We start from the raw sequence: 22104 nt of genomic DNA on the forward strand, positions 1-22104 counted from the left end.
AATAATCTTCAATATTTCGCTCTGCGTGCCGATACCCCCTGAAAGCCTTGCGGATTGAACAACCATGCGTAATAACCAACCCGTTACCCAGCGCGAACGCACCTTCCCCGCTCAGCAACGGTTGATCTCAACCACAGATGCCAAAGGCGTGATCACCTACTGCAACGACGCTTTCGTCGAGATCAGTGGGTTCACCCGTGAAGAACTGCTGCGCGCGCCGCACAACCTGGTGCGTCACCCGGATGTGCCGGCGGCGGTGTTCGGGCATATGTGGACCACGCTCAAACAAGGCTTGCCATGGATGGGCATCGTCAAGAACCGCTGCAAGACGGGCGATCACTACTGGGTTAACGCCTATGTGACGCCGGTCTTCGAAGGCAACCAGGTGGTCGGCTACGAATCGGTGCGCATCAAGCCCACCGCCGAGCAGATCCGCCGGGCCGAAGCGCTCTACCAACGCATCAACCAGGGCAAGTCGGCCGTTCCCCAGCGGGACAAGTGGCTACCGGTGTTGCAGGACTGGCTGCCGTTTATCCTGGTCAGCCAGTTGAGTTTCATGATCGGTGCGTCGCTCAATTCCCACTGGGGCTTTGCCCTGGCGGCAGGGTTGTCGGTGCCGTTGGGCCTGCTGGGCCTGAGCTGGCAACAGCGCGGCCTCAAGCGCCTGCTGCGCCTGGCCGAGCAGACCACCTCCGACCCGTTGATCGCGCAGATGTACACCGACAGCCGTGGCGCACAGGCGCGGTTGGAGATGTCGATCCTCAGCCAGGAAGCACGTCTGAAGACCTGTCTTACGCGCTTGCAGGACACTGCCGAGCATCTGAACGACCAGGCGGCGCAGTCCAACACCCTGGCGCACAACAGCTCCAGCGGCCTGGAACGCCAGCGCGTGGAAACCGAACAGGTGGCCACGGCGGTCAATCAGATGGCGGCGACCACCCAGGAAGTCGCCAGCCATGTGCAGCGCACGGCTGATGCCACCCAGGAAGCCAATCGCCTGACCGGTCGCGGCCGCGACATCGCCGGGGAAACCCGCGAGGCGATTCAGCGCCTGTCGGTGGCTGTGGGTGAGACCGGCGTGACTGTCACCCAGCTGGCCAAGGACAGTGACGAGATCGGCGGCGTTGTCGACGTGATCAAAGGCATTGCCGACCAGACCAACCTGTTGGCGTTGAACGCCGCTATCGAAGCAGCGCGTGCCGGCGAGATGGGCCGAGGGTTTGCCGTGGTGGCCGACGAAGTGCGCCAGCTGGCGCAGCGTACGGCCGAGTCGACCGGGCAGATTCATGCCCTGATCGCCAAGCTGCAACAAACCGCCGCCGCCGCCGTGCAAACCATGGACGCCGGGCATCGCCAGGCTGAAGAAGGTGTGGCGCGGGTGATGGAAGCGGATCAGGCGTTGGTGGGAATCAGCGAAGCGGTGGCGCATATCACTGACATGACGACGCAGATTGCAGCAGCGACTGAAGAGCAAAGCTCGGTGGCTGAAGAGATCAGCCGCAACATCAGTACGATTGCGTTGTTGGCGGACCAGACGTCGGAGCAGGCGCTGAATTCGGCGCAATTGAGTGAAGAGCTGACGCATACGGCCAATACCCAGTATTCGCTGGTAGAGCGGTTTAACCGGTAGACCGCTATCGGAGGCAAGCCCCCTCACACATTGGACCGAGTTCCAACTTTGGAATGTGGTCAAAATGTGGGAGGGGGCTTGCCCCCGATAAGCATAGCTATCTACACAACTCTCAAAGGCTTATACATAACTCTGTGGTGAGCGGGCTTGTCCCGCGCTGGGCTGCGCAGCAGCCCCAAAACCAGGCAACTTGGTTTTTCTGAAAAAACGCGGTGGCTTTGATGGGGCTGCTGCGCAGCCCAGCGCGGGACAAGCCCGCTCACCACAACAGCCCAGTTGCCATAGATTCAGCATCCACGGGAAGTTGTGTAGATACCTATGCCCCGATAAGGCCCTAACAGCCGCCGAGAAACCCGGCAACTTGCACCGCCGCAGCCTCCAGATGCTGCTCATGACTGAACCCCGATGCCTTCAACGGCTTCAAGTCATGATCTCCCGCCACCAACCAAATCACCTCGATGCTCGGTGACAGCACATACCCCTCCACCGCCGCCCGATTGCCCAACGCATCGCGCTCTCCCTGCACGATCAGCGTCGGCGTTTTCAGCCCCGCCAAATGTTCGACCCGTGGTTTTTCCGGTTTGCCCACGGCATAGAACGGATAGCCCAGGCACACCAGCCCTTCTGCGCCCAGTTCATCGGCCAACAAACTGGCCATGCGCCCGCCCATGGACTTGCCGCCAACGGCCAGTTTCCCAGCGACATGACGTCGCACCTCGGCATATACCTCGCGCCAGGCTTCCAGCAGTTTCGGTGCCGGGTTCGGCGGGCGTTTGCCGCCGTCCAACCGGCGTTGGGCCATGTAGGGAAATTCGAAGCGCAGCACGTTGACGCCATGCCCGGCAAGGCGTGCAGCCATGTCGTTCATGAAGGATGAGTCCATCGGCGCACCGGCGCCGTGAGCCAGGATCAGCGTCACCGGCGGACGCGCGATAGACCCTTTCGCCCCATCCCACAACCAGCCGCGTTCCCGCACACACTGCGCCCATTGATCCCCGTCAATACTGGCCTTGTGCTCTTTGCCCATGCTTGCCTCGCTATTTAGTCTGCCTATAACTCCAGCCCAAGTGCCGCACTTGCTTGGGTTGAACCGTGGATGGGGAACCATGAACACTACTTTAAGTACCGCCTATAACTACAAGGTGGTCCGCCAATTCGCCATTATGACGGTGGTGTGGGGCATCGTCGGCATGGGGCTCGGGGTTTTTCTCGCCGCCCAATTGGTTTGGCCCGCGCTCAACTTCGATTTGCCCTGGACCAGCTTTGGCCGTTTGCGCCCACTGCACACCAACGCGGTGATCTTCGCCTTCGGCGGCTGCGCGCTGTTTGCCAGCTCGTTCTATTCGGTGCAACGCACCTGCCAGACTCAACTGTTCGCGCCGAAAATCGCCGCGTTCTGCTTCTGGGGCTGGCAACTGGTCATCCTGCTGGCCGCGATCACCTTGCCGCTGGGCTACACCAGTTCCAAGGAATACGCCGAGCTGGAATGGCCGATCGACATCCTGATCACCATTGTCTGGGTGGCCTACGCCGTCGTGTTCTTCGGCACGGTAATGAAGCGCAACACCAAGCATATCTATGTCGGCAACTGGTTCTTCGGTGCGTTCATCATCACCGTGGCGATTCTGCATATCGTCAACAACCTGGAAATCCCGGTCAGCCTGACCAAGTCCTACAGCCTCTACGGCGGTGCGACGGATGCCATGGTGCAGTGGTGGTATGGGCACAACGCGGTAGGCTTTTTCCTCACTGCAGGCTTCTTGGGGATGATGTACTACTTCGTGCCCAAGCAGGCCGAACGTCCGGTGTATTCCTATCGCTTGTCCATTGTGCACTTCTGGGCGCTGATCACCCTGTACATCTGGGCCGGCCCGCACCACTTGCACTACACCGCGCTGCCGGACTGGGCACAGTCCCTGGGCATGGTGATGTCGCTGGTACTGCTGGCACCGAGCTGGGGCGGCATGATCAACGGCATGATGACCCTGTCGGGCGCCTGGCATAAGTTGCGCAGCGACCCGATCCTGCGTTTTCTCGTGGTCTCCCTGGCGTTCTACGGCATGTCGACCTTCGAAGGCCCGATGATGGCAATCAAGACCGTCAACGCCCTCTCCCACTACACCGACTGGACCATCGGCCACGTACATGCCGGCGCTCTCGGTTGGGTGGCGATGATTTCCATCGGCGCGCTGTACCACATGATCCCGAAAATCTTCGGTCGCGAGCAGATGTACAGCCTCGGCCTGATCAACGCGCACTTCTGGCTGGCCACCATCGGCACCGTGCTCTACATCGCCTCGATGTGGGTCAACGGCATTGCCCAGGGCCTGATGTGGCGGGCGATCAACGAAGACGGCACCTTGACCTACTCCTTCGTCGAAACCCTGGTGGCCAGTCACCCTGGCTTCATCGTGCGGTTGGTGGGCGGTGCGGTGTTCCTCAGCGGCATGTTCCTGATGGCTTACAACACCTGGCGCACCGTGCGTTCGCCGCAGCCAGTCGAAGCCACTACCACTGCGCAGTTGGCCTGAGGAGTCTGTGATGAAACACGAAACGATTGAAAAGAACGTCGGCCTGCTGATGCTGCTCATGGTGCTTGCTGTGAGCATCGGCGGCCTGACCCAGATCGTCCCGCTGTTCTTCCAGGATGTGACCAACAAGCCGGTGGAAGGCATGAAACCCTACACCGCGCTGCAACTGGAAGGCCGCGACATCTACATCCGCGAAGGCTGTGTGCAGTGTCACTCGCAGATGATCCGCCCGTTCCGCGCCGAAACCGAACGCTACGGCCACTACTCCGTGGCGGGCGAGAGCGTGTGGGATCACCCGTTCCTGTGGGGCTCCAAGCGCACCGGTCCGGACCTGGCACGCGTCGGCGCCCGCTACTCGGACGACTGGCACCGCGCGCATTTGTACAACCCGCGCAACGTGGTGCCCGAGTCGAAAATGCCGGCCTACCCGTGGCTGGTCACGGCCCAGGTCGACAGCAGCCACACCGAGACCAAGTTGAAGGTGATGCGCACCCTCGGCGTGCCGTACACCGACGACGACATCACTGCCGCGGTCGCCAGCCTCAAGGGCAAGACCGAGATGGACGCGCTGGTTTCATACCTGCAAGTGCTCGGCACTGCCATCAAGAGCAAGAGGTGAGCCATGGGATTTGAATTCGATGCGGGCACCATCCGCGGCCTTGGCACGCTGGTCGTCGCCATTGCCTTTATCGGCCTGTCGCTGTGGGTGTTCAACAACCGGCGCAATGAGGAATTCGAGCAGGCGCGCCTGCTGCCCTTCGCCGATGAACCTTCTCCATCCGACGCTCAAGAAGCGCCTGCAACAAGGAGCAACCGGCCATGACCCTATTCTGGAGTACATGGATCTGCGTACTGACCCTCGGCAGCCTGATCGGCCTGACTTGGCTGTTGATCGGCACCCGCAAGGGCGAGACCAAAGGCAGCGTGGACCAGACCATGGGCCACGCCTTCGATGGCATCGAGGAATACGACAACCCGCTGCCCCAGTGGTGGTTCATGCTGTTCGCCGGCACTCTGGTGTTCGCGGTCGGCTACCTGGTCCTCTACCCCGGCCTGGGCAACTGGAAAGGCGTGCTGCCGGGTTATGAAGACGGCTGGACGTCGGCCAAGGAATGGGACAAGGAAATGGCCAAGGCCGACACCAGGTTCGGGCCGATCTTCGCCAAATTCTCGGCCATGCCCGTGGAAGAAGTGGCCAAGGACCCGCAGGCGCTGAAGATGGGCGGTCGCCTGTTCGCCTCCAACTGCGCGGTGTGCCACGGCTCGGATGCCAAGGGCGCGTTCGGCTTCCCCAACTTGGCGGACAACATCTGGCGCTGGGGCGGTTCGGCTGAGGCGATCAAGACCACCATCCTGAACGGTCGCCACGCGGCGATGCCGGCCTGGGGTGAGATGCTGGGTGATGACGGTGTGAAGAACGTTGCCGCCTATGTCCGCCACGATTTGGCCAAGTTGCCGCTGCCGGCCAACAGCACTGCCGACCTGGATGCGGGCAAAGCCGCGTTCAACACCACTTGCGTAGCGTGCCACGGGCCGGAAGGCCACGGCATGGAAGTCATGGGGGCGCCGAACCTGACGCTGCCAGGCGGCTATATCTACGGCACCAGCCTGGCGCAGTTGCAACAGACCATTCGCCATGGCCGTCAAGGCCAGATGCCGGCGCAGGAAGTGCTGCAAGGCAATGACAAGGTGCATCTGCTGGCCGCCTACGTGTACAGCCTGTCCCACAACGCTGATGGCGCAACGCCAGAAAGCCAACCTCAATAACTGTTACTTGTGGAGAGGGTGCTTGCTCCCTCTCCACAGTGACCGAGCCGTGTGACCGAGTGTCACACCCTTCCAAAGCACAACTTTCCCCCCTCGCCATTCGGGTCTACGCTTGACCCACAGCGGACCGATTCCGGCGTACGCAACGGCTAGCGTTGCGACCCCGTAAATTTCCTGTCCACTCGATCAGCTTTCGATTTCTGATTTTGTCCTTACGCCAAACATGGAAAGGGCGCAGAATCTGGCGTTGAACGCATTGATCCAGGTCAGCCATTGCGTTGCAATGGCCCCTCGCTTTCTACATACTTGCGGCCGATTTTACCTATAAAAAAACCTAAACCGTGGAACCTTAGAATGAGCACAGCAATCAGTCCGACTGCTTATAACTATAAGGTAGTCCGCCAGTTCGCCATCATGACGGTGGTCTGGGGGATCCTTGGCATGGGGCTCGGGGTGTTCATCGCCTCGCAACTGGTTTGGCCGGAATTGAATTTCGACTTGCCATGGACGACCTTCGGTCGCCTGCGCCCGCTGCACACCAACCTGGTGATTTTCGCCTTCGGCGGATGTGCCTTGTTTGCCACCTCCTACTATGTCGTGCAACGCACCTGCCAGACGCGACTGATCTCCGACGGCCTCGCCGCCTTTACCTTCTGGGGTTGGCAAGCAGTCATCGTCGGCGCCATCGTCAGCCTGCCGCTGGGCTACACCACCACCAAGGAATACGCCGAGCTGGAATGGCCGATCGCCATTTTGCTGGCGATTGTGTGGGTGACCTACGGTGCGGTGTTCTTCGGCACCATCGTCAAGCGCAAGACCAAGCACATCTACGTGGGCAACTGGTTCTACGGCGCATTCATCGTGGTCACGGCGATGCTGCACATCGTCAACCACGCATCGTTGCCGGTCAGCCTGTTCAAGTCCTACTCGGCCTATGCCGGTGCGACGGATGCGATGATCCAGTGGTGGTATGGGCACAACGCCGTAGGTTTTTTCCTGACCACGGGTTTTCTGGGGATGATGTACTACTTCGTGCCGAAACAGGCCGAACGTCCTATCTACTCCTACCGCTTGTCCATCGTGCACTTCTGGGCGCTGATCACCCTGTACATCTGGGCCGGTCCGCACCATTTGCACTACACCGCGCTGCCGGACTGGGCGCAGTCCCTGGGCATGGCGATGTCGATTATCCTGCTGGCGCCAAGCTGGGGCGGCATGATCAACGGCATGATGACCCTCTCGGGCGCCTGGCATAAATTGCGCACCGACCCGATCCTGCGTTTCCTCGTGGTCTCCCTGGCGTTCTACGGCATGTCGACCTTCGAAGGGCCGATGATGGCGATCAAGACCGTCAACTCGCTGTCCCACTACACCGACTGGACCATCGGCCACGTACACGCCGGCGCCCTCGGTTGGGTGGCGATGATCTCCATCGGCGCGCTGTACCACATGATCCCCAAACTGTTCGGCCGTGCGCAGATGCACAGCGTCGGGCTGATCAACACGCACTTCTGGCTGGCCACCATCGGCACCGTGCTCTACATCGCCTCGATGTGGGTCAACGGCATCACCCAAGGCCTGATGTGGCGTGCGATCAACGATGACGGCACCCTCACCTACTCCTTCGTCGAAGCGCTGCAAGCCAGCCATCCGGGCTACATCGTCCGTGCCCTGGGCGGTGCGTTCTTTGCCACCGGCATGCTGTTCATGGCCTACAACGTCTGGCGCACCGTGCGTGCCTCCGACCCGGCGCAAGCCGAAGCCGCCGCCCAGATCGCCGTTGTGGGAGCCCACTGATGAAGCATGAAGTAGTCGAGAAGAACATCGGCCTGCTGGCCTTCTTCATGGTCATCGCCGTGAGTATCGGCGGCCTGACCCAAATCGTTCCGCTGTTTTTCCAGGACGTGACCAACAAGCCGGTCGAAGGCATGAAGCCGCGCACCGCCCTTGAACTGGAAGGCCGCGACGTCTACATCGCCAACGGCTGCGTGGGCTGCCACTCGCAGATGATCCGCCCGTTCCGCGCCGAAACCGAACGCTACGGCCACTACTCGGTGGCCGGTGAAAGCGTGTGGGACCACCCGTTCCTGTGGGGCTCCAAGCGCACCGGCCCGGACCTGGCCCGCGTGGGCGGGCGTTACTCCGACGACTGGCAGCGTGCGCACTTGTACAACCCGCGCAACGTGGTGCCTGAGTCGAAAATGCCGGCGTACCCGTTCCTCGTGGAAAACAAGCTCGACGGCAAGGACACCGCGAAGAAGATGGAAGTCTTGCGCACCCTGGGCGTGCCCTACACCGACGAAGACATCGCCGGTGCAGCCGCAGCCGTGAAGGGCAAGACCGAAATGGACGCATTGGTGGCCTACCTGCAAGGCCTTGGCACCATCATCAAAAGCAAACGGTGACCTACATGGATATCGGGATGATTCGTGGCCTGGGCACCGTTGTGGTGATGGTGGCCTTTATCGGCCTGGCGTTGTGGGTGTTCAGCCCCAAGCGCAAGTCGGAGTTTGAGGACGCGACCTTGCTGCCCTTTGCGGATGATCCCGAAGCCATCAAGCACGTCGAGCAAGCTTCTAGGAGTAACAAAGAATGACTACGTTCTGGAGTCTGTACGTCACAGTCCTCAGTCTGGGTACCATTTTCGCCCTGACCTGGCTGCTGCTGTCGACCCGCAAGGGCCAGCGCGCCGAGCAAACCGACGAGACCGTCGGCCACTCGTTCGATGGCATCGAGGAGTACGACAACCCGCTGCCCAAGTGGTGGTTCATGCTGTTCGTCGGCACCATCATCTTCGCCCTCGGCTACCTCGTGCTGTACCCCGGCCTGGGCAACTGGAAAGGCCTGCTGCCGGGCTACAACTACCTCGACAACGACAAGCAAACCCCCTTCGCCAACGGCCAGACCGGCTGGACCGGCGTGCACGAATGGGAAAAGGAAATGGCCAGGTCGGACGCCAAGTTCGGGCCGATCTTCGCCAAGTTCGCCTCGATGCCGATTGAGGAAGTCGCCAAGGACCCGCAAGCCCTGAAGATGGGTGGCCGCCTGTTCGCCTCCAACTGCTCGGTGTGCCACGGTTCCGACGCCAAGGGCGCTTACGGTTTCCCCAACCTGACCGACGCCGACTGGCGTTGGGGTGGCGAGCCGGCCACCATCAAGGAAACCATCATGAAGGGCCGCCATGCCGTGATGCCGGGCTGGTTGCCAGTCATTCATGAAGAAGGCGTCAGCGACGTCGCCGCCTACGTGGTCACCCAACTTGACGGTCGCAAGCTGCCGGAGGGTGTGAAGGCCGACGTGGCCAACGGCGAAAAACTCTTTGCCGCCAACTGCGTGGCCTGCCACGGCCCGGCCGGCAAAGGCACCCCGGCAATGGGCGCGCCAGACCTGACCCACCCCGGCGCCTTCATCTACGGTTCGAGCTACGCCCAACTGCAGCAGACCATCCGTTTCGGCCGTCAGGGCCAGATGCCGGCGCAGGAACAACTGCAAGGCAATGACAAGGTGCACCTGCTCGCGGCGTATGTTTACAGTTTGTCCCATGGGGACAAGAAGGCCGAGGAACAGTAAGGGCCTCGGACACAACCGAGCCCCGCCTGGCGAACGCTGGCGGGGCTTTTTTATTTCTGCAGCCTGGGCCAGGACCTGGGCGACCGTTGATAACCCCGGGTTGTGGTCCCTGCTGACTAAGTAGTAACGTACCTACATTGCATCTGATAAAGGGGGTTCCCCCATGACCATCACCACTATTTCCAGCCGCGAATTCAATCAAGACACAAGCGGTGCCAAAAAAGCGGCCCGGCAAGGGCCGGTTTTCATCACCGATCGCGGCAAACCTGCCCATGTACTGCTAAGCATTGAGGACTACCAGAAATTGACAGGTCTCAACGCCGACATCGTGGACCTGCTGGTGATGCCGGAAGCGGCCGATATGGAATTCGAAACCGAACGTGCCGTGATCACTCATCGACCCGTGGACCTCTCTTGATGTATCTACTCGACACCAACGTGATCTCTGAACTTCGTAAACCCCAGGCGGATGCGAATGTCGTGGCCTGGGCAAAAAGTGTCATCGCGTCCCACCTGTTTATTTCAGCGATTACGTTGAAGGAATTGGAAACCGGAGTGCTGCGCATTGAGCGCCGCGACCCCACGCAAGGGAAGGTACTGCGCACCTGGCTCAAGCGGCATGTGATGCCCGCGTTCGATGCCCGGATCCTGCCAATCGACGCCGCCGTCGCCTTACGTTGTGCACGCCTGCATGTACCCGACCGCGCCAATGAAAGTGACGCACTGATCGCTGCGACCGCCCTGGTCCATGGGCTCACGGTGGTCACGCGCAACGTCAGCGATTTCAAATCCAGCGGTGTCCCGCTGATTAATCCGTGGGACGAATGACCGTCCCACTCGCAAAAACCGACCATACTTGCCAAGTCAATTGATCCAGATCACGTACACCATCAATTGATTTCTCCCAACGCGACCAAAGGTCGCACCCTTTGCACCGCATCGGGGGCGTATCATTACGCCACTGCAAGACCCCTAATTTGACCCCGGTTGGCACGTACTGGCCGAGGCAAATCTCCACCGCCGTGGGATGCAATGATGAGCGACCAAATACCGGTACATGACGTTACCCCGCCTGCCAAACACTCGACCACCACCGTCGATCTCTATGCCCCGCGCGAGAAAATCTACACCCGCGCGTTCACCGGCCTGTTCCGCAATTTGCGCATGCTCGGCGGCGCTGCGTTGTTCCTGCTCTACTTCGGCACGGTGTGGCTGAACTGGGGTGGTCACCAGGCCGTATGGTGGAACCTGCCGGAGCGCAAGTTCTTCATTTTTGGTGCGACCTTCTGGCCCCAGGACTTCATTCTGCTGTCGGGCATTCTGATCGTCGCCGCGTTTGGCCTGTTCTTTATCACGGTGTACGCCGGCCGCGTGTGGTGTGGTTATACCTGCCCGCAAAGCGTGTGGACGTGGATCTTCATGTGGTGCGAAAAAGTCACCGAAGGCGACCGTAACCAACGCATCAAACTGGATAAGGCGCCGATGGGCGCCAACAAGTTCCTGCGTAAATTCAGCAAGCACAGCCTGTGGCTGCTGATCGGCTTTGCCACCGGCATGACCTTCGTTGGCTACTTCTCGCCGATTCGCGAACTGGTGTTCGACTTCTTCACCGGCCAGGCCGACGGCTGGTCGTATTTCTGGGTCGGCTTCTTCACCCTCGCCACCTATGGCAACGCCGGCTGGCTGCGCGAACAGGTGTGCATCTACATGTGTCCGTACGCGCGCTTCCAGAGCGTGATGTTCGACAAAGACACCCTGATCGTCTCCTACGACCCACGCCGTGGCGAACTGCGTGGCCCGCGTAAAAAAGGGATCGACTACAAGGCCCAGGGCCTGGGCGATTGCATCGACTGCACAATGTGCGTGCAAGTGTGCCCCACCGGCATCGACATCCGCGACGGCCTGCAGATCGAGTGCATCGGTTGCGCCGCGTGCATCGACGCCTGCGACAACATCATGGACAAGATGGAGTACCCGCGCGGCCTGATCAGCTACACCACCGAACACAACCTGTCCGGGCAAAAAACCCATAAGCTGCGCCCACGCCTGATCGGTTACGCCTTGGTGTTGCTGGCGATGATCAGCCTGTTGGCGGCTGCGTTTTTCATGCGCTCGCTGGTGGGCTTCGACGTGAGCAAGGACCGCGTGCTCTACCGCGAGAACGCCGAAGGCCGCATCGAAAACGTCTACAGCCTGAAGATCATGAACAAGGACCAGCGAGACCACACCTACGTGCTCGACGCCGCCGGCCTGCCCGACCTCAAGCTGCAAGGCCGTCGCGAAATCAAGGTGGCGGCCGGCGATATCGTCAGCATGCCGGTGGAGCTGTCGAGTGCGCCGGAACAACTGCCATCGAGCACCAACGAGGTGAAGTTCATCCTCACCGATGCCGATGACGCCAGCGTCCACATTGAAGCCAAGAGCCGATTCATCGGCCCACAAGTCCGATAAAGAGAGAACGGAACAATGCCCCTAGCAACTGCCGCAAGCCCTTGGTACAAGCACCTCTGGCCCTGGATCATCATCGGCATCCTCGCCTGCTCGGTGACCTTGACCTTGTCCATGGTGACCATCGCGGTGAACAACCCGGACAACCTGGTCAACGACAACTACTACGAGGCCGGCAAAGGCATCAACCGCTCCCTCGACCGCGAACGCCTGGCCCAGACCCTGCAACTGCGGGCCAAGCTGCACCTGGATGAACTGACCGGCGAAGTCGAACTGAACCTCACCGGCTACAGCAACCCGAACACCCTGGAACTGAACCTGATCTCCCCGACCCAGCCGGAGAAGGACCGCAAGATCAACCTGGCCCGCAGCGACAGCGAACCTGGCCGCTACATCGGCCAAGTCACCGACAAAGTCGAAGGCCGCCGCTTCGTGGAACTGCTCGGCGTGGAAGGCGACAAGACCTGGCGCCTGTTCGAAGAAGAAGAGGTCAGCCACGACAAGGACTTGCTGTTGGGGGATGAGCCGTTGCAGGGCGCCGAAGACCTGAAAAAATAAAGCCGCGCTTCGCGCATCGGGGGCAAGTCGAATCGTCGCACCGCCCCTCCCACATTTTGAATGTATTCACAGATCAAAGGTGGGAGGGGCGGTGCGACGATTCGACTTGCCCCCGATGAGGCCCTCCCAGCCAACCAAGATCCGTAACCATGACCAGCCCAACCCCCTGCTACCACTGCGCCCTGCCCGTCCCGCCCGGCAGCCGGTTCACCGCCGACATCCTCGGCGAGCGCCGCGAGCTCTGCTGCCCGGGCTGCCAGGCCGTAGCCGAAGCGATTGTGGCCGGCGGCCTGGAAAGCTACTACCAGCACCGCAGCGAAGCTTCGGCCAATCCCGAGTCGCTACCGGTGCAACTGGTGGACGAACTGGCGCTATACGACCGCGCCGATGTGCAAAAACCCTTCGTGCACCACCAGGGCGAACTGGCCGAAACCACCCTGCTGATGGAAGGCATCAGCTGCGCCGCCTGTGGCTGGCTGATCGAAAAACACCTGCGCAGCCTGCCCGCCGTGGCCGAGGCGCGGTTGAACCTGTCCAACCATCGCTTGCAGGTGCGCTGGGCCGACGGGCAACTGCCGTTGAGCCAGGTGCTCAACGAATTGCGCCATATCGGCTATGCCGCCCACCCGTATCAAGCCGACCGCGCCGCCGAGCAACTGGCCAGCGAAAACCGCCTGGCCTTGCGCCAACTCGGCGTGGCCGGATTGCTGTGGTTTCAGGCGATGATGGCAACCATGGCCACCTGGCCCGAATTCAATATCGACCTGAGCCCGGAACTGCATGTGATCCTGCGCTGGGTGGCGATGTTTCTGACAACCCCCATCGTGTTCTACAGCTGTGCGCCGTTCTTCAAGGGCGCCATGCGTGACCTGCGCACGCGCCACCTGACCATGGACGTGTCGGTGTCCCTGGCCATTGGCGGGGCTTACCTGGCGGGTATCTGGACCGCGATCACGGGGGTCGGCGAGCTGTATTTCGATGCCGTGGGCATGTTTGCGCTGTTCCTGCTGGCCGGTCGCTACCTGGAGCGGCGCGCCCGCGAGCGCACAGCGGCGGCCACTGCCCAACTGGTCAACCTGCTGCCGGCTTCGTGCCTGCGCTTGAAAGGCGACGGCCAGAGCGAACGCATCCTGTTGAGCGAGCTGGCCCTGGGCGACTGCGTGCTGGTGCATCCGGGCGCGGTATTGCCAGCGGATGGCGTGATCCTCGACGGCCAGTCCAGCATCGATGAGTCCCTGCTCACTGGCGAATACCTGCCGCAACCGCGCCGGGTCGGCGACAGCGTCACCGCCGGCACCCTCAACGTCGAAGGCGCGCTGAACGTCGAAGTGCGCGCCCTCGGCCACGAGACACGCCTGTCCGCCATCGTGCGTCTGCTGGAGCGCGCCCAGGCCGAAAAACCGCGCCTGGCGCAAATCGCCGACCGCGCCGCGCAATGGTTTCTGCTGTGTTCGCTGATTGCCGCCGCATTGATCGGCCTGCTGTGGTGGGAGCTGGACTCATCACGGGCGTTCTGGATCGTGTTGGCCATGCTGGTAGCGACCTGCCCGTGTGCGTTGTCCCTGGCGACACCAACCGCCCTGACCGCCGCCACCGGCACCCTGCACAAACTCGGGCTGCTGCTGACCCGTGGGCATGTGCTGGAAGGCCTGAACCAGATCGACACGGTGATTTTCGACAAGACCGGCACCCTGACCGAAGGCCGCCTGGCCCTACGCGCCATCCGTCCCTTGGGCGAGCTGGGCAGCGACGATTGCCTGGGCCTCGCCGCCGCCCTGGAAAACCGCTCCGAACACCCGATTGCCCGCGCCTTTGGCCGTGCGCCCTTGGCCGCTGATGAAGTACTCAGCACCCCCGGCCTGGGCCTGGAAGGTCGCGTGGGCGAGCGTCTGCTGCGCATCGGCCAGCCGGCGTTTGTCTGCGCACTCAGTGGCTGCCCGATCCCCGCCTCGCCGGACGATGCTGGGCAATGGCTGCTGCTCGGCGACCGCAGCGGCGCCCTCGCCTGGTTCGTGCTGGATGACCGCCTGCGCAGCGACGCCCCGGCGCTGCTCGCCGCGTGCAAGGCGCGCGGCTGGCGCACATTGCTGCTGTCCGGGGACAGTTCGCCGATGGTCGCCAGTGTCGCCCTTGAGCTGGGCATCGACGAAGCCCACGGCGGCCTGCGCCCCGACGACAAGCTGCAGGTGCTGCAACAGTTGCACAAGGAAGGCCGCAAGGTGCTGATGCTCGGCGATGGGGTCAACGACGTCCCCGTGCTCGCCGCCGCCGATATCAGCGTGGCCATGGGCTCGGCCACCGACCTGGCCAAGACCAGCGCCGATGCGGTGCTGCTCTCCAATCGCCTCGACGCCCTGGTGCAGGCCTTCAGTCTGGCGCGGCGCACTCGACGGGTGATTATTGAAAATCTGCTGTGGGCAGGCCTATACAATGGCCTGATGTTGCCGTTTGCTGCCTTGGGCTGGATCACGCCAATCTGGGCGGCGGTCGGCATGTCCATCAGTTCGTTGACCGTGGTGCTCAACGCCCTGCGCCTGACTCGCCTGCCGAGCGCGCAGGCCGTCAGCGCGCCCTCAATCACCCGCCCGCTGCCCGTATGAGCCGCGCGGGCCTGGAGTGCAGATGCCAGCTTTATACGTGATGATTCCGGCGGCGCTGCTGATAGTGGCCATCGCCATCTACATCTTCTTCTGGGCCGTGGACAGCGGCCAGTACGACGACCTCGACGGCCCGGCCCACAGCGTGCTGTTCGACGACCAGGACCCGAACCACCTGGCCGCCATCGACGAAGCCAACGGCCCGGATCAACCGCCCAAAGACCCGCCTCATGCTTGAATTGGCGCCGCTGCTGGTCTCCGCGCTGATCCTCGGCCTGCTGGGCGGCGGCCATTGCCTGGGCATGTGCGGCGGGCTGATGGGCGCGCTGACCCTGGCGATTCCCAAGGAACAACGCAGCCGCCGGTTTCGCCTGCTGCTGGCGTACAACCTGGGGCGCATCCTCAGTTACGCCACGGCCGGGCTGTTGGTCGGCCTGGCCGGCTGGGCCGTGGCCAATAGCCCGGCGGCGATGTTCATGCGCGTGCTCGCCGGCTTACTGCTGATCTGCATGGGCCTGTACCTGGCGGGTTGGTGGAGCGGCCTTACCCGCATTGAAAGCCTCGGACGCGGCCTGTGGCGGCATATCCAGCCGGTTGCCACGCGCTTGCTGCCGGTGTCGAGCCTGCCCCGCGCTTTGCTGCTGGGCGCGCTCTGGGGCTGGTTGCCGTGCGGTTTGGTCTACAGCACCCTGCTGTGGGCCGCGAGCCAGGGCAATGCGCTGGACAGTGCACTGCTGATGCTCGCGTTCGGGCTGGGCACCTGGCCGGTGCTGCTGGCGACCGGGCTGGCAGCCGAGCGCGTTACCGCGTTATTGCGCAAACGCAGCGTGCGCATGGCCGGTGGCTTGCTGGTCATCGTGTTCGGGATCTGGACCTTGCCAGGACCGCACCAGCACTGGTTGATGGGCCATTGAATCGCCATGTGGCATAGCGCCGCTCCCCGTTGATGCAAATCAAGATGCCATCCCCACCCCGCCCCTAGACTCGGCCCATTAGCCTATCCGGGGGACGCCCGCATGCTCGACGCCATTCGTTGGGACACCGATCTGATTCATCGCTACGACCTGGCGGGACCACGTTATACGTCCTACCCCACCGCCGTACAATTCGATAGCCAAGTCGGCACCTTCGACCTGCTCCACGCCCTGCGCGACAGTCGCAAGGCCGTGCGCCCCTTGTCGCTGTATGTGCATGTGCCGTTCTGCGCCAACATTTGCTACTACTGCGCCTGCAACAAGGTGATCACCAAGGACCGTGGCCGCGCCCAGGCGTACCTGCAACGCCTGGAGCAGGAAATCCAATTGGTGGCCTGCCACCTTGACCCGAAACAGCCGGTGGAACAGCTGCATTTCGGCGGCGGCACCCCGACGTTTCTCAGCCACGACGAACTGCGCCAGGTCATGGGCCGCCTGCGCCAGCATTTCCATTTGCTCGATGATGATTCCGGCGACTACGGCATCGAGATCGACCCACGCGAAGCCGACTGGGCCACCATGGGCCTGCTGCGTGAGCTGGGCTTCAACCGCGTCAGTATCGGCCTGCAAGACCTCGACCCCGAGGTACAGCGGGCGGTCAATCGCCTGCAAAGCCTGGAAGAGACCCGTGCGGTGATTGATGCGGCGCGCACCCTGCAGTTTCGCTCGATCAATATCGACCTGATCTACGGCCTGCCCAAGCAGACGCCGATCAACTTCGCGCGCACCGTGGAAGAGGTGATCAAACTGCAACCGGACCGCCTGTCGGTGTTCAACTACGCGCACCTGCCGGAGCGCTTCATGCCCCAGCGGCGCATCAACAGCGACGAGCTGCCGGCGCCGGCGGAAAAGTTGCTGATGCTGCAAACCACCATCGAGCAACTGACCCAGGCCGGCTATCGCTACATCGGCATGGACCACTTCGCGCTGCCGGATGACGAACTGGCCATCGCCCAGGAGGAAGGTACCCTGCAACGCAACTTCCAGGGCTACACCACCCACGGCCATTGCGACCTGATCGGCCTCGGTGTGTCGGCGATCAGCCAGATCGGCGACCTGTATTGCCAGAACAGCAGTGACCTCAACGGCTACCAGAACACCTTGGCTGGTGCGCAACTGGCCACCAGCCGCGGCTTGGTCTGCACCACGGATGATCGGCTGAGGCGGGAGGTGATTCAGCAGTTGATCTGCACGTTCAGCCTGGCATTCGAACCCGTCGAACAGGCCTTCAACATTGATTTTCGTGGGTACTTCGACGAGATCTGGCCGCAACTTGAGGCCATGGCCGAGGACGGCCTGATCGAGCTCGACGCCCAGGGCATTCGGGTGCTGCCCGCCGGCCGCTTGCTGGTGCGCTCGGTGTGCATGGTGTTCGATGCCTACCTGGAGCACCAGAACAGGCAACGATTTTCACGGGTGATCTAGTTACATCGACAACGAAGCGGCCTTGAGGGCACCATCAGCGCTCATGCTTTTCATCGCCTTGAGCAGGGAGCCCTGGGAGGTCATCAACCCGGCCTGCAGCGAGCTGATAGCGCCCTGGATGTTGTTGGTCTTAACCCGGGCCTGCTCCGGCGTCAGGCTATTGTCATTCGCGACCGCCTGAAGCTCAGCCATTTTCTCGGCGATCTGTTGCTTGAGCTTGCGGATCATTTTGAGGATCTGTTTAACGCTGTCGTCCAGGCCACTGCCATCAATATCGGAGTTGGCTTTACTGGCCACCGCCACCGCCTTGAACGCCGCGCCGGAAATCGTCACCTTCACGCCTTCCAGCACGTTGGTTTCGGCAGCGGGTGCAGCGGCCTGATCTTTTACGGCGGTTTCGGCCGCTGACTTCGCGCCCGACACTGTAGGAACTCGGATGGCAGGATTGTAGGCGGCGATGACAGACATCGTACGAGCTCCGGCGTATGGGAATGCCCTTGTATCGGCATCGGTACAAAAAGCTTTATACCGCTGCCGGTTTTTTGTACAGGCTGGCCTGACTGCCCCCCAGTGCGTTACCCTTACGTCTTATGTGTGTTTTCCCACAAGGATTTAAGAAATGTCCGAGCCAGTCAAACTGCGCGCTCACAGCCAGGCTCACTGCAAGGATTGCAGCCTCGCCCCCCTCTGCCTGCCACTTTCGCTGAATCTGGAAGACATGGATGCGCTGGACGACATCGTTAAACGCGGGCGCCCGCTGAAAAAAGGCGAGTTTCTGTTTCGCCAGGGCGACAGGTTCGACTCCGTCTATGCAGTACGTTCGGGCGCGCTGAAGACCTTCAGCCTGAGCGACAACGGCGAAGAGCAGATCACCGGTTTCCACCTGCCTAGCGAACTGGTGGGTTTGTCGGGCATGGACACAGAGATGCATCCCGTGTCGGCCCAGGCGCTGGAGACCACGTCGGTGTGCGAAATCCCCTTCGAACGCCTGGATGAACTGGCCATACAGTTGCCTCAACTGCGCCGTCAGCTGATGCGCGTGATGAGCCGCGAAATCCGTGACGATCAGCAGATGATGCTGCTGCTTTCGAAGAAAACCGCCGACGAGCGCATCGCGACATTCCTGGTCAACCTCTCGGCGCGATTCCGGGCCCGTGGTTTCTCGGCCAACCAGTTCCGCCTGAGCATGTCGCGCAATGAAATCGGCAACTACCTGGGCCTGGCGGTGGAAACCGTGTCCCGCGTGTTCACCCGTTTCCAGCAGAACGAGTTGATTGCCGCCGAAGGCAAGGAAGTGCACATCCTCGACCCGATCCAGCTGTGCGCGCTGGCGGGTGGTTCTCTAGAGGGCTGATACAGACACTTGCGGCCGGGCCATTTGGCAAGGCCGCAGGTATACTTCGGGTCCGTTTTCCTCCCAGGACTCTTCGACGATGACCTTCGATTCGTTCGACATCAAATCCCTGATCCGCCCCGTCATCGACTTCCCCAAGCCTGGGGTGATCTTCCGTGACATCACGCCGCTGTTCCAATCGCCCAAGGCCCTGCGCCTGGTGGCCGACACCTTTGCCCATCGCTATGTCGAAGCCGACTTCACCCACATCGGCGCAATGGATGCCCGCGGCTTCCTGATCGGCTCGATCATTGCCTATCAACTGAACAAACCACTGATCCTGTTCCGCAAGCAAGGCAAGCTGCCGGCGGACGTGCTGGCCGAGGGTTACCAGACCGAATACGGCGAAGCCTTTCTGGAAGTGCACGCCGACAGCCTGTGCGAAGGCGACTCGGTATTGATGTTCGATGACCTGATCGCCACGGGCGGCACCCTGATTGCCGCGGCGAACCTGGTGCGGCGCATGGGCGCGAAGATTTTTGAAGCGGCAGCGATTATTGATTTGCCGGAGCTGGGTGGCTCGCAGCGGTTGGAAGATATGGGGATTCCGACGTTTTGCCTGACGCAGTTTGCGTTGACTGAAAGGTAGTGGTTGTCGGGGCCGGCCCCATCGGGGCATAGGTATCTACACAACTTCCTGTGGATGCTGAATCTATGGCAACTGGGCTGTTGTGGTGAGCGGGCTTGTCCCGCGCTGGGCTGCGAAGCAGCCCCATCAAAGCCACCGCGTTTTTTCAGAAAAACCAAGTTGCCTGGTTTTGGGGCTGCTGCGCAGCCCAGCGCGGGACAAGCCCGCTCACCACAGAGTTATGTATAAGCCTTTGAGAGTTGTGTAGATAGCTATGCCCATCGGGGGCAAGCCCCCTCCCACCTTTGATCTGTGAATACATTCAACATGTGGGAGGGGGCTTGCCCCCGATGCAGTGTCTCAGCCAAAGAATGTGTTGACTGAGACACCCACATTTTCAGCCCTGCGCTGATCGTCAGAGGGCGATGGGCTTGCGACCGGCAAAGGAGTGGGCCAGGGTGCCGCCATCCACCAATTCCAGCTCGCCCCCCAGCGGAACGCCATGGGCGATACGCGAAGTGATCAGGCCTTTGTTGCTCAGCAGTTGAGCGATGTAATGGGCGGTGGCTTCGCCTTCCACGGTCGGGTTGGTGGCCAGGATCACCTCGGTAAAGGTGCCCTGCTCTTCAATCCGCGCTACCAGTTGCGGAATGCCGATGGCTTCCGGGCCCAGGCCGTCGAGCGGCGACAGGTGCCCCTTGAGTACAAAGTAGCGCCCGCGATAGCCGGTCTGCTCCACCGCGTAGACGTCCATCGGGCCTTCCACCACGCACAGCAACGTGTCGTCGCGGCGCGGGTCGGCGCATTGCGGGCAGAGGTCTTCTTCGGTGAGGGTGCGGCACTGGCGGCAGTGGCCGACGCCCGTCATGGCCTGGCTCAGGGCCTGGGCCAACCGGGTGCCGCCGCTGCGATCACGCTCCAGCAGTTGCAGCGCCATGCGCTGGGCGGTTTTCTGGCCGACGCCCGGCAACGTGCGCAGGGCGTCGATCAGTTGGCGAATCAGGGGGCTGAAGCTCATGGGCATTGGTCCGACAAAACAACGAGACGCGGTTTATACCCGCGCCCCGGATTAGCGTCAAATCCTCAATCCTGCGCGACCCGCACCACCAACTTGCCGAAGTTGCGCCCTTCAAGCAGACCGATAAAGGCTTCGGGCGCCTGCTCCAGGCCATCGACCACGTCCTCGCGGAACTTGATCTTGCCATCACGCACCCATGGCGCCATGGCACTGAGGAACTCGGGCTGGCGATCACCGTAGTCGTCGAACACGATAAAGCCCTGGATGCGTACCCGCTTGGTCAGCAAGGTGCGTTGCAGCGCCGGCAGGCGATCAGGGCCGCTGGGGGCTTCATGGGCGTTGTAGCCGGCAATCAGGCCGCACAGGGGAATGCGCGCCTTGGGGTTGAGCAAGGGCAGCACGGCGTCGAATACCTTGCCGCCGACGTTCTCGAAATAGATGTCCACGCCCTTGAAGCAGGCCTGGGCCAGTTGATCGGCGAAGTCTGCGCTCTTGTGGTCGATACAGGCATCGAAGCCCAGCTCGTCCACCACATAGCGGCACTTGTCGGCGCCGCCCGCAATACCGATCACACGCAAGCCCTTGAGCTTGGCCACCTGCCCCACTACCGAGCCGACCGCACCGGATGCCGCAGCCACCACCAAGGTTTCGCCGGCCTTGGGCTGGCCGATGTCCATCAGGCCCATGTAGGCGGTCATGCCGGGCATGCCCAGCACACCAAGTGCCATGGATGGGCTCGCCAGCCCCTTGGGCACCGGAATGAGGTTGCGGCCGTCGGAAATGCTGTGGCTCTGCCAACCCGTGGCGCCGACCACCAGATCACCCACTTCGAATTTTGGATTACGCGACTGCTCGATACGGCTGACAGCACCACCGGTCATCACCTCGTCGATTTCCACCGGTGCGGCATAGGAAGGTGCGTCGCTCATGCGCCCGCGCATGTAGGGATCGAGGGACAGGTAGAGGGTCTTGAGCAGGACCTGGCCGTCCGCCAGCTCCGGCAGGCTCACGCGTTCCAGGCGAAAGTTTTCCGGAGTGGGCGCGCCTTGGGGCCGCGAGACCAGCACGATGCGTTGGTTCAGGGTCAGTTCTTGAGGCATCAGGGGGCTCCTTATCGAATTGATCGGTATAGGGTGCAGACCATCGGTGCCGTGCCAGGGTTCGATCGGGGTTTGATTGAAAGCGGCACAAACAAAAATGCCAGGCACTGGGCCTGGCATTGGAGTCTAGCTAACGCTGGATAATCAGAACGGCATCTTCATGCCCGGCGGCAGTTGCATGCCGGCGGTCGCGGCGCCCATTTTTTCCTGGCTGTTGGCTTCGATCTTGCGCACGGCGTCGTTGACGGCCGCGGCGAACAGCGCTTCAAGCATTTCCAGGTCATCTTCACCCACGCCCGGCAGCACGCTTGGGTCGATGCTCACGCGTTTGATGTCGTGACGACCGGTCATCACCACGCTGACCATATCGCCACCGGCTTTACCGGTGACTTCGGCGTTGGCCAGTTCTTCCTGCATCTTGGCCATCTTTTCCTGCATCTGCTGCGCCTGCTTCATCAGGCCGGCCATGCCACCTTTCATCATGGGAATCACCTCAAAAGTACGTGGATCAAGTTAGTAGCCCGG

General features: G+C 61.7%; 24 protein-coding genes. 19 read left to right on the top strand and 5 right to left on the bottom strand.

The features are described 5' to 3' along the window. The first annotated feature begins 64 nt into the window (after positions 1 to 64). Positions 65 to 1630 (top strand): methyl-accepting chemotaxis protein, encoded by a 1566-nt coding sequence (locus AB3G88_RS20280; protein ID WP_112196426.1) that lies wholly within the window; start codon positions 65 to 67, stop codon positions 1628 to 1630. A gap of 334 nt (positions 1631 to 1964) precedes the next feature. On the opposite strand, the gene AB3G88_RS20285 is transcribed toward AB3G88_RS20280, so the two are convergent. Next, a complete protein-coding gene (locus AB3G88_RS20285; protein ID WP_480451372.1) occupies positions 1965 to 2657 on the bottom strand; it encodes an alpha/beta family hydrolase in 693 nt (230 codons plus the stop codon). A gap of 79 nt (positions 2658 to 2736) precedes the next feature. Between AB3G88_RS20285 and ccoN (AB3G88_RS20290) the strand changes: the two genes are divergently transcribed. From ccoN (AB3G88_RS20290) to hemN, 16 genes are all read left to right on the top strand, one after another. Further along, a complete protein-coding gene (gene ccoN / locus AB3G88_RS20290) occupies positions 2737 to 4161 on the top strand; it encodes a cytochrome-c oxidase, cbb3-type subunit I (RefSeq protein ID WP_480451374.1) in 1425 nt (474 codons plus the stop codon). Positions 4162 to 4171: 10 nt separating this feature from the next. Further along, positions 4172 to 4780: a cytochrome-c oxidase, cbb3-type subunit II gene (gene ccoO / locus AB3G88_RS20295; RefSeq protein WP_099582657.1), complete on the top strand. Its 609-nt coding sequence runs from the start codon at positions 4172 to 4174 to the stop codon at positions 4778 to 4780. 3 nt (positions 4781 to 4783) lie between these two features. Continuing rightward, positions 4784 to 4984 (top strand): cbb3-type cytochrome oxidase subunit 3, encoded by a 201-nt coding sequence (locus AB3G88_RS20300; protein ID WP_099582658.1) that lies wholly within the window; start codon positions 4784 to 4786, stop codon positions 4982 to 4984. Further along, complete coding sequence (gene ccoP / locus AB3G88_RS20305; RefSeq protein WP_099582659.1) at positions 4981 to 5928, top strand: cytochrome-c oxidase, cbb3-type subunit III; 948 nt, start codon at positions 4981 to 4983, stop codon at positions 5926 to 5928. The genes AB3G88_RS20300 and ccoP (AB3G88_RS20305) overlap by 4 nt, the downstream gene beginning before the upstream one ends. Before the next feature lie 354 nt (positions 5929 to 6282). Then, on the top strand, positions 6283 to 7725 hold the full coding sequence (gene ccoN, locus AB3G88_RS20310; protein ID WP_112196428.1) for a cytochrome-c oxidase, cbb3-type subunit I: 1443 nt from the start codon (positions 6283 to 6285) through the stop codon (positions 7723 to 7725). Next, the gene (ccoO, locus tag AB3G88_RS20315; protein ID WP_003193167.1) at positions 7725 to 8333 is read left to right on the top strand and encodes a cytochrome-c oxidase, cbb3-type subunit II; all 609 of its coding nucleotides are present in this window, start codon (positions 7725 to 7727) and stop codon (positions 8331 to 8333) included. Before ccoN (AB3G88_RS20310) ends, ccoO (AB3G88_RS20315) begins: the two co-directional genes overlap by 1 nt. A 5-nt stretch (positions 8334 to 8338) precedes the next feature. Then, entirely contained in the window at positions 8339 to 8524 is a 186-nt protein-coding gene (locus tag AB3G88_RS20320) for a CcoQ/FixQ family Cbb3-type cytochrome c oxidase assembly chaperone (protein WP_003175465.1), read from the top strand. Continuing rightward, entirely contained in the window at positions 8521 to 9498 is a 978-nt protein-coding gene (gene ccoP / locus AB3G88_RS20325; protein WP_099582661.1) for a cytochrome-c oxidase, cbb3-type subunit III, read from the top strand. The genes AB3G88_RS20320 and ccoP (AB3G88_RS20325) overlap by 4 nt, the downstream gene beginning before the upstream one ends. 163 nt (positions 9499 to 9661) lie before the next feature. After that, positions 9662 to 9916 (top strand): type II toxin-antitoxin system Phd/YefM family antitoxin, encoded by a 255-nt coding sequence (locus tag AB3G88_RS20330; protein WP_099582662.1) that lies wholly within the window; start codon positions 9662 to 9664, stop codon positions 9914 to 9916. Next, the gene (locus AB3G88_RS20335) at positions 9916 to 10326 is read left to right on the top strand and encodes a type II toxin-antitoxin system VapC family toxin (protein ID WP_099582663.1); all 411 of its coding nucleotides are present in this window, start codon (positions 9916 to 9918) and stop codon (positions 10324 to 10326) included. The genes AB3G88_RS20330 and AB3G88_RS20335 overlap by 1 nt, the downstream gene beginning before the upstream one ends. A 207-nt stretch (positions 10327 to 10533) precedes the next feature. Beyond that, entirely contained in the window at positions 10534 to 11949 is a 1416-nt protein-coding gene (gene ccoG, locus AB3G88_RS20340; protein WP_191947663.1) for a cytochrome c oxidase accessory protein CcoG, read from the top strand. Between the two features lie 15 nt (positions 11950 to 11964). Continuing rightward, complete coding sequence (locus AB3G88_RS20345; protein WP_099582665.1) at positions 11965 to 12504, top strand: FixH family protein; 540 nt, start codon at positions 11965 to 11967, stop codon at positions 12502 to 12504. Between the two features lie 149 nt (positions 12505 to 12653). After that, positions 12654 to 15104 (top strand): heavy metal translocating P-type ATPase, encoded by a 2451-nt coding sequence (locus tag AB3G88_RS20350; RefSeq protein WP_480451380.1) that lies wholly within the window; start codon positions 12654 to 12656, stop codon positions 15102 to 15104. 22 nt (positions 15105 to 15126) lie between these two features. Further along, entirely contained in the window at positions 15127 to 15339 is a 213-nt protein-coding gene (gene ccoS / locus AB3G88_RS20355) for a cbb3-type cytochrome oxidase assembly protein CcoS (RefSeq protein ID WP_099582667.1), read from the top strand. Beyond that, positions 15332 to 16015: a sulfite exporter TauE/SafE family protein gene (locus AB3G88_RS20360; RefSeq protein ID WP_099582668.1), complete on the top strand. Its 684-nt coding sequence runs from the start codon at positions 15332 to 15334 to the stop codon at positions 16013 to 16015. The genes ccoS and AB3G88_RS20360 overlap by 8 nt, the downstream gene beginning before the upstream one ends. A 102-nt stretch (positions 16016 to 16117) precedes the next feature. Next, positions 16118 to 17500: an oxygen-independent coproporphyrinogen III oxidase gene (gene hemN / locus AB3G88_RS20365; protein WP_112196432.1), complete on the top strand. Its 1383-nt coding sequence runs from the start codon at positions 16118 to 16120 to the stop codon at positions 17498 to 17500. Here hemN and AB3G88_RS20370 read toward each other — a convergent pair whose 3' ends face one another. Beyond that, a complete protein-coding gene (locus AB3G88_RS20370; RefSeq protein WP_099582670.1) occupies positions 17501 to 17968 on the bottom strand; it encodes a hypothetical protein in 468 nt (155 codons plus the stop codon). It abuts the gene before it with no gap. A 151-nt stretch (positions 17969 to 18119) separates the two neighbouring features. Between AB3G88_RS20370 and fnr the strand changes: the two genes are divergently transcribed. After that, positions 18120 to 18854: a fumarate/nitrate reduction transcriptional regulator Fnr gene (fnr, locus tag AB3G88_RS20375; RefSeq protein ID WP_099582671.1), complete on the top strand. Its 735-nt coding sequence runs from the start codon at positions 18120 to 18122 to the stop codon at positions 18852 to 18854. 79 nt (positions 18855 to 18933) lie between these two features. Next, on the top strand, positions 18934 to 19482 hold the full coding sequence (locus tag AB3G88_RS20380; protein ID WP_112196434.1) for an adenine phosphoribosyltransferase: 549 nt from the start codon (positions 18934 to 18936) through the stop codon (positions 19480 to 19482). 394 nt (positions 19483 to 19876) lie between these two features. On the opposite strand, the gene recR is transcribed toward AB3G88_RS20380, so the two are convergent. The 3 genes from recR to AB3G88_RS20395 form a co-directional block, all read right to left on the bottom strand. Then, entirely contained in the window at positions 19877 to 20479 is a 603-nt protein-coding gene (recR, locus tag AB3G88_RS20385; protein ID WP_032887656.1) for a recombination mediator RecR, read from the bottom strand. Positions 20480 to 20544: 65 nt separating this feature from the next. Continuing rightward, on the bottom strand, positions 20545 to 21579 hold the full coding sequence (locus tag AB3G88_RS20390) for an NADPH-dependent curcumin/dihydrocurcumin reductase (RefSeq protein WP_099582673.1): 1035 nt from the start codon (positions 21577 to 21579) through the stop codon (positions 20545 to 20547). 144 nt (positions 21580 to 21723) lie between these two features. Further along, positions 21724 to 22062, bottom strand: coding sequence for a YbaB/EbfC family nucleoid-associated protein (locus AB3G88_RS20395; protein WP_099582674.1), 339 nt, complete (start codon positions 22060 to 22062; stop codon positions 21724 to 21726). Positions 22063 to 22104: the final 42 nt, after the last annotated feature.

It is taken from the genome of Pseudomonas arvensis (assembly GCF_056688935.1).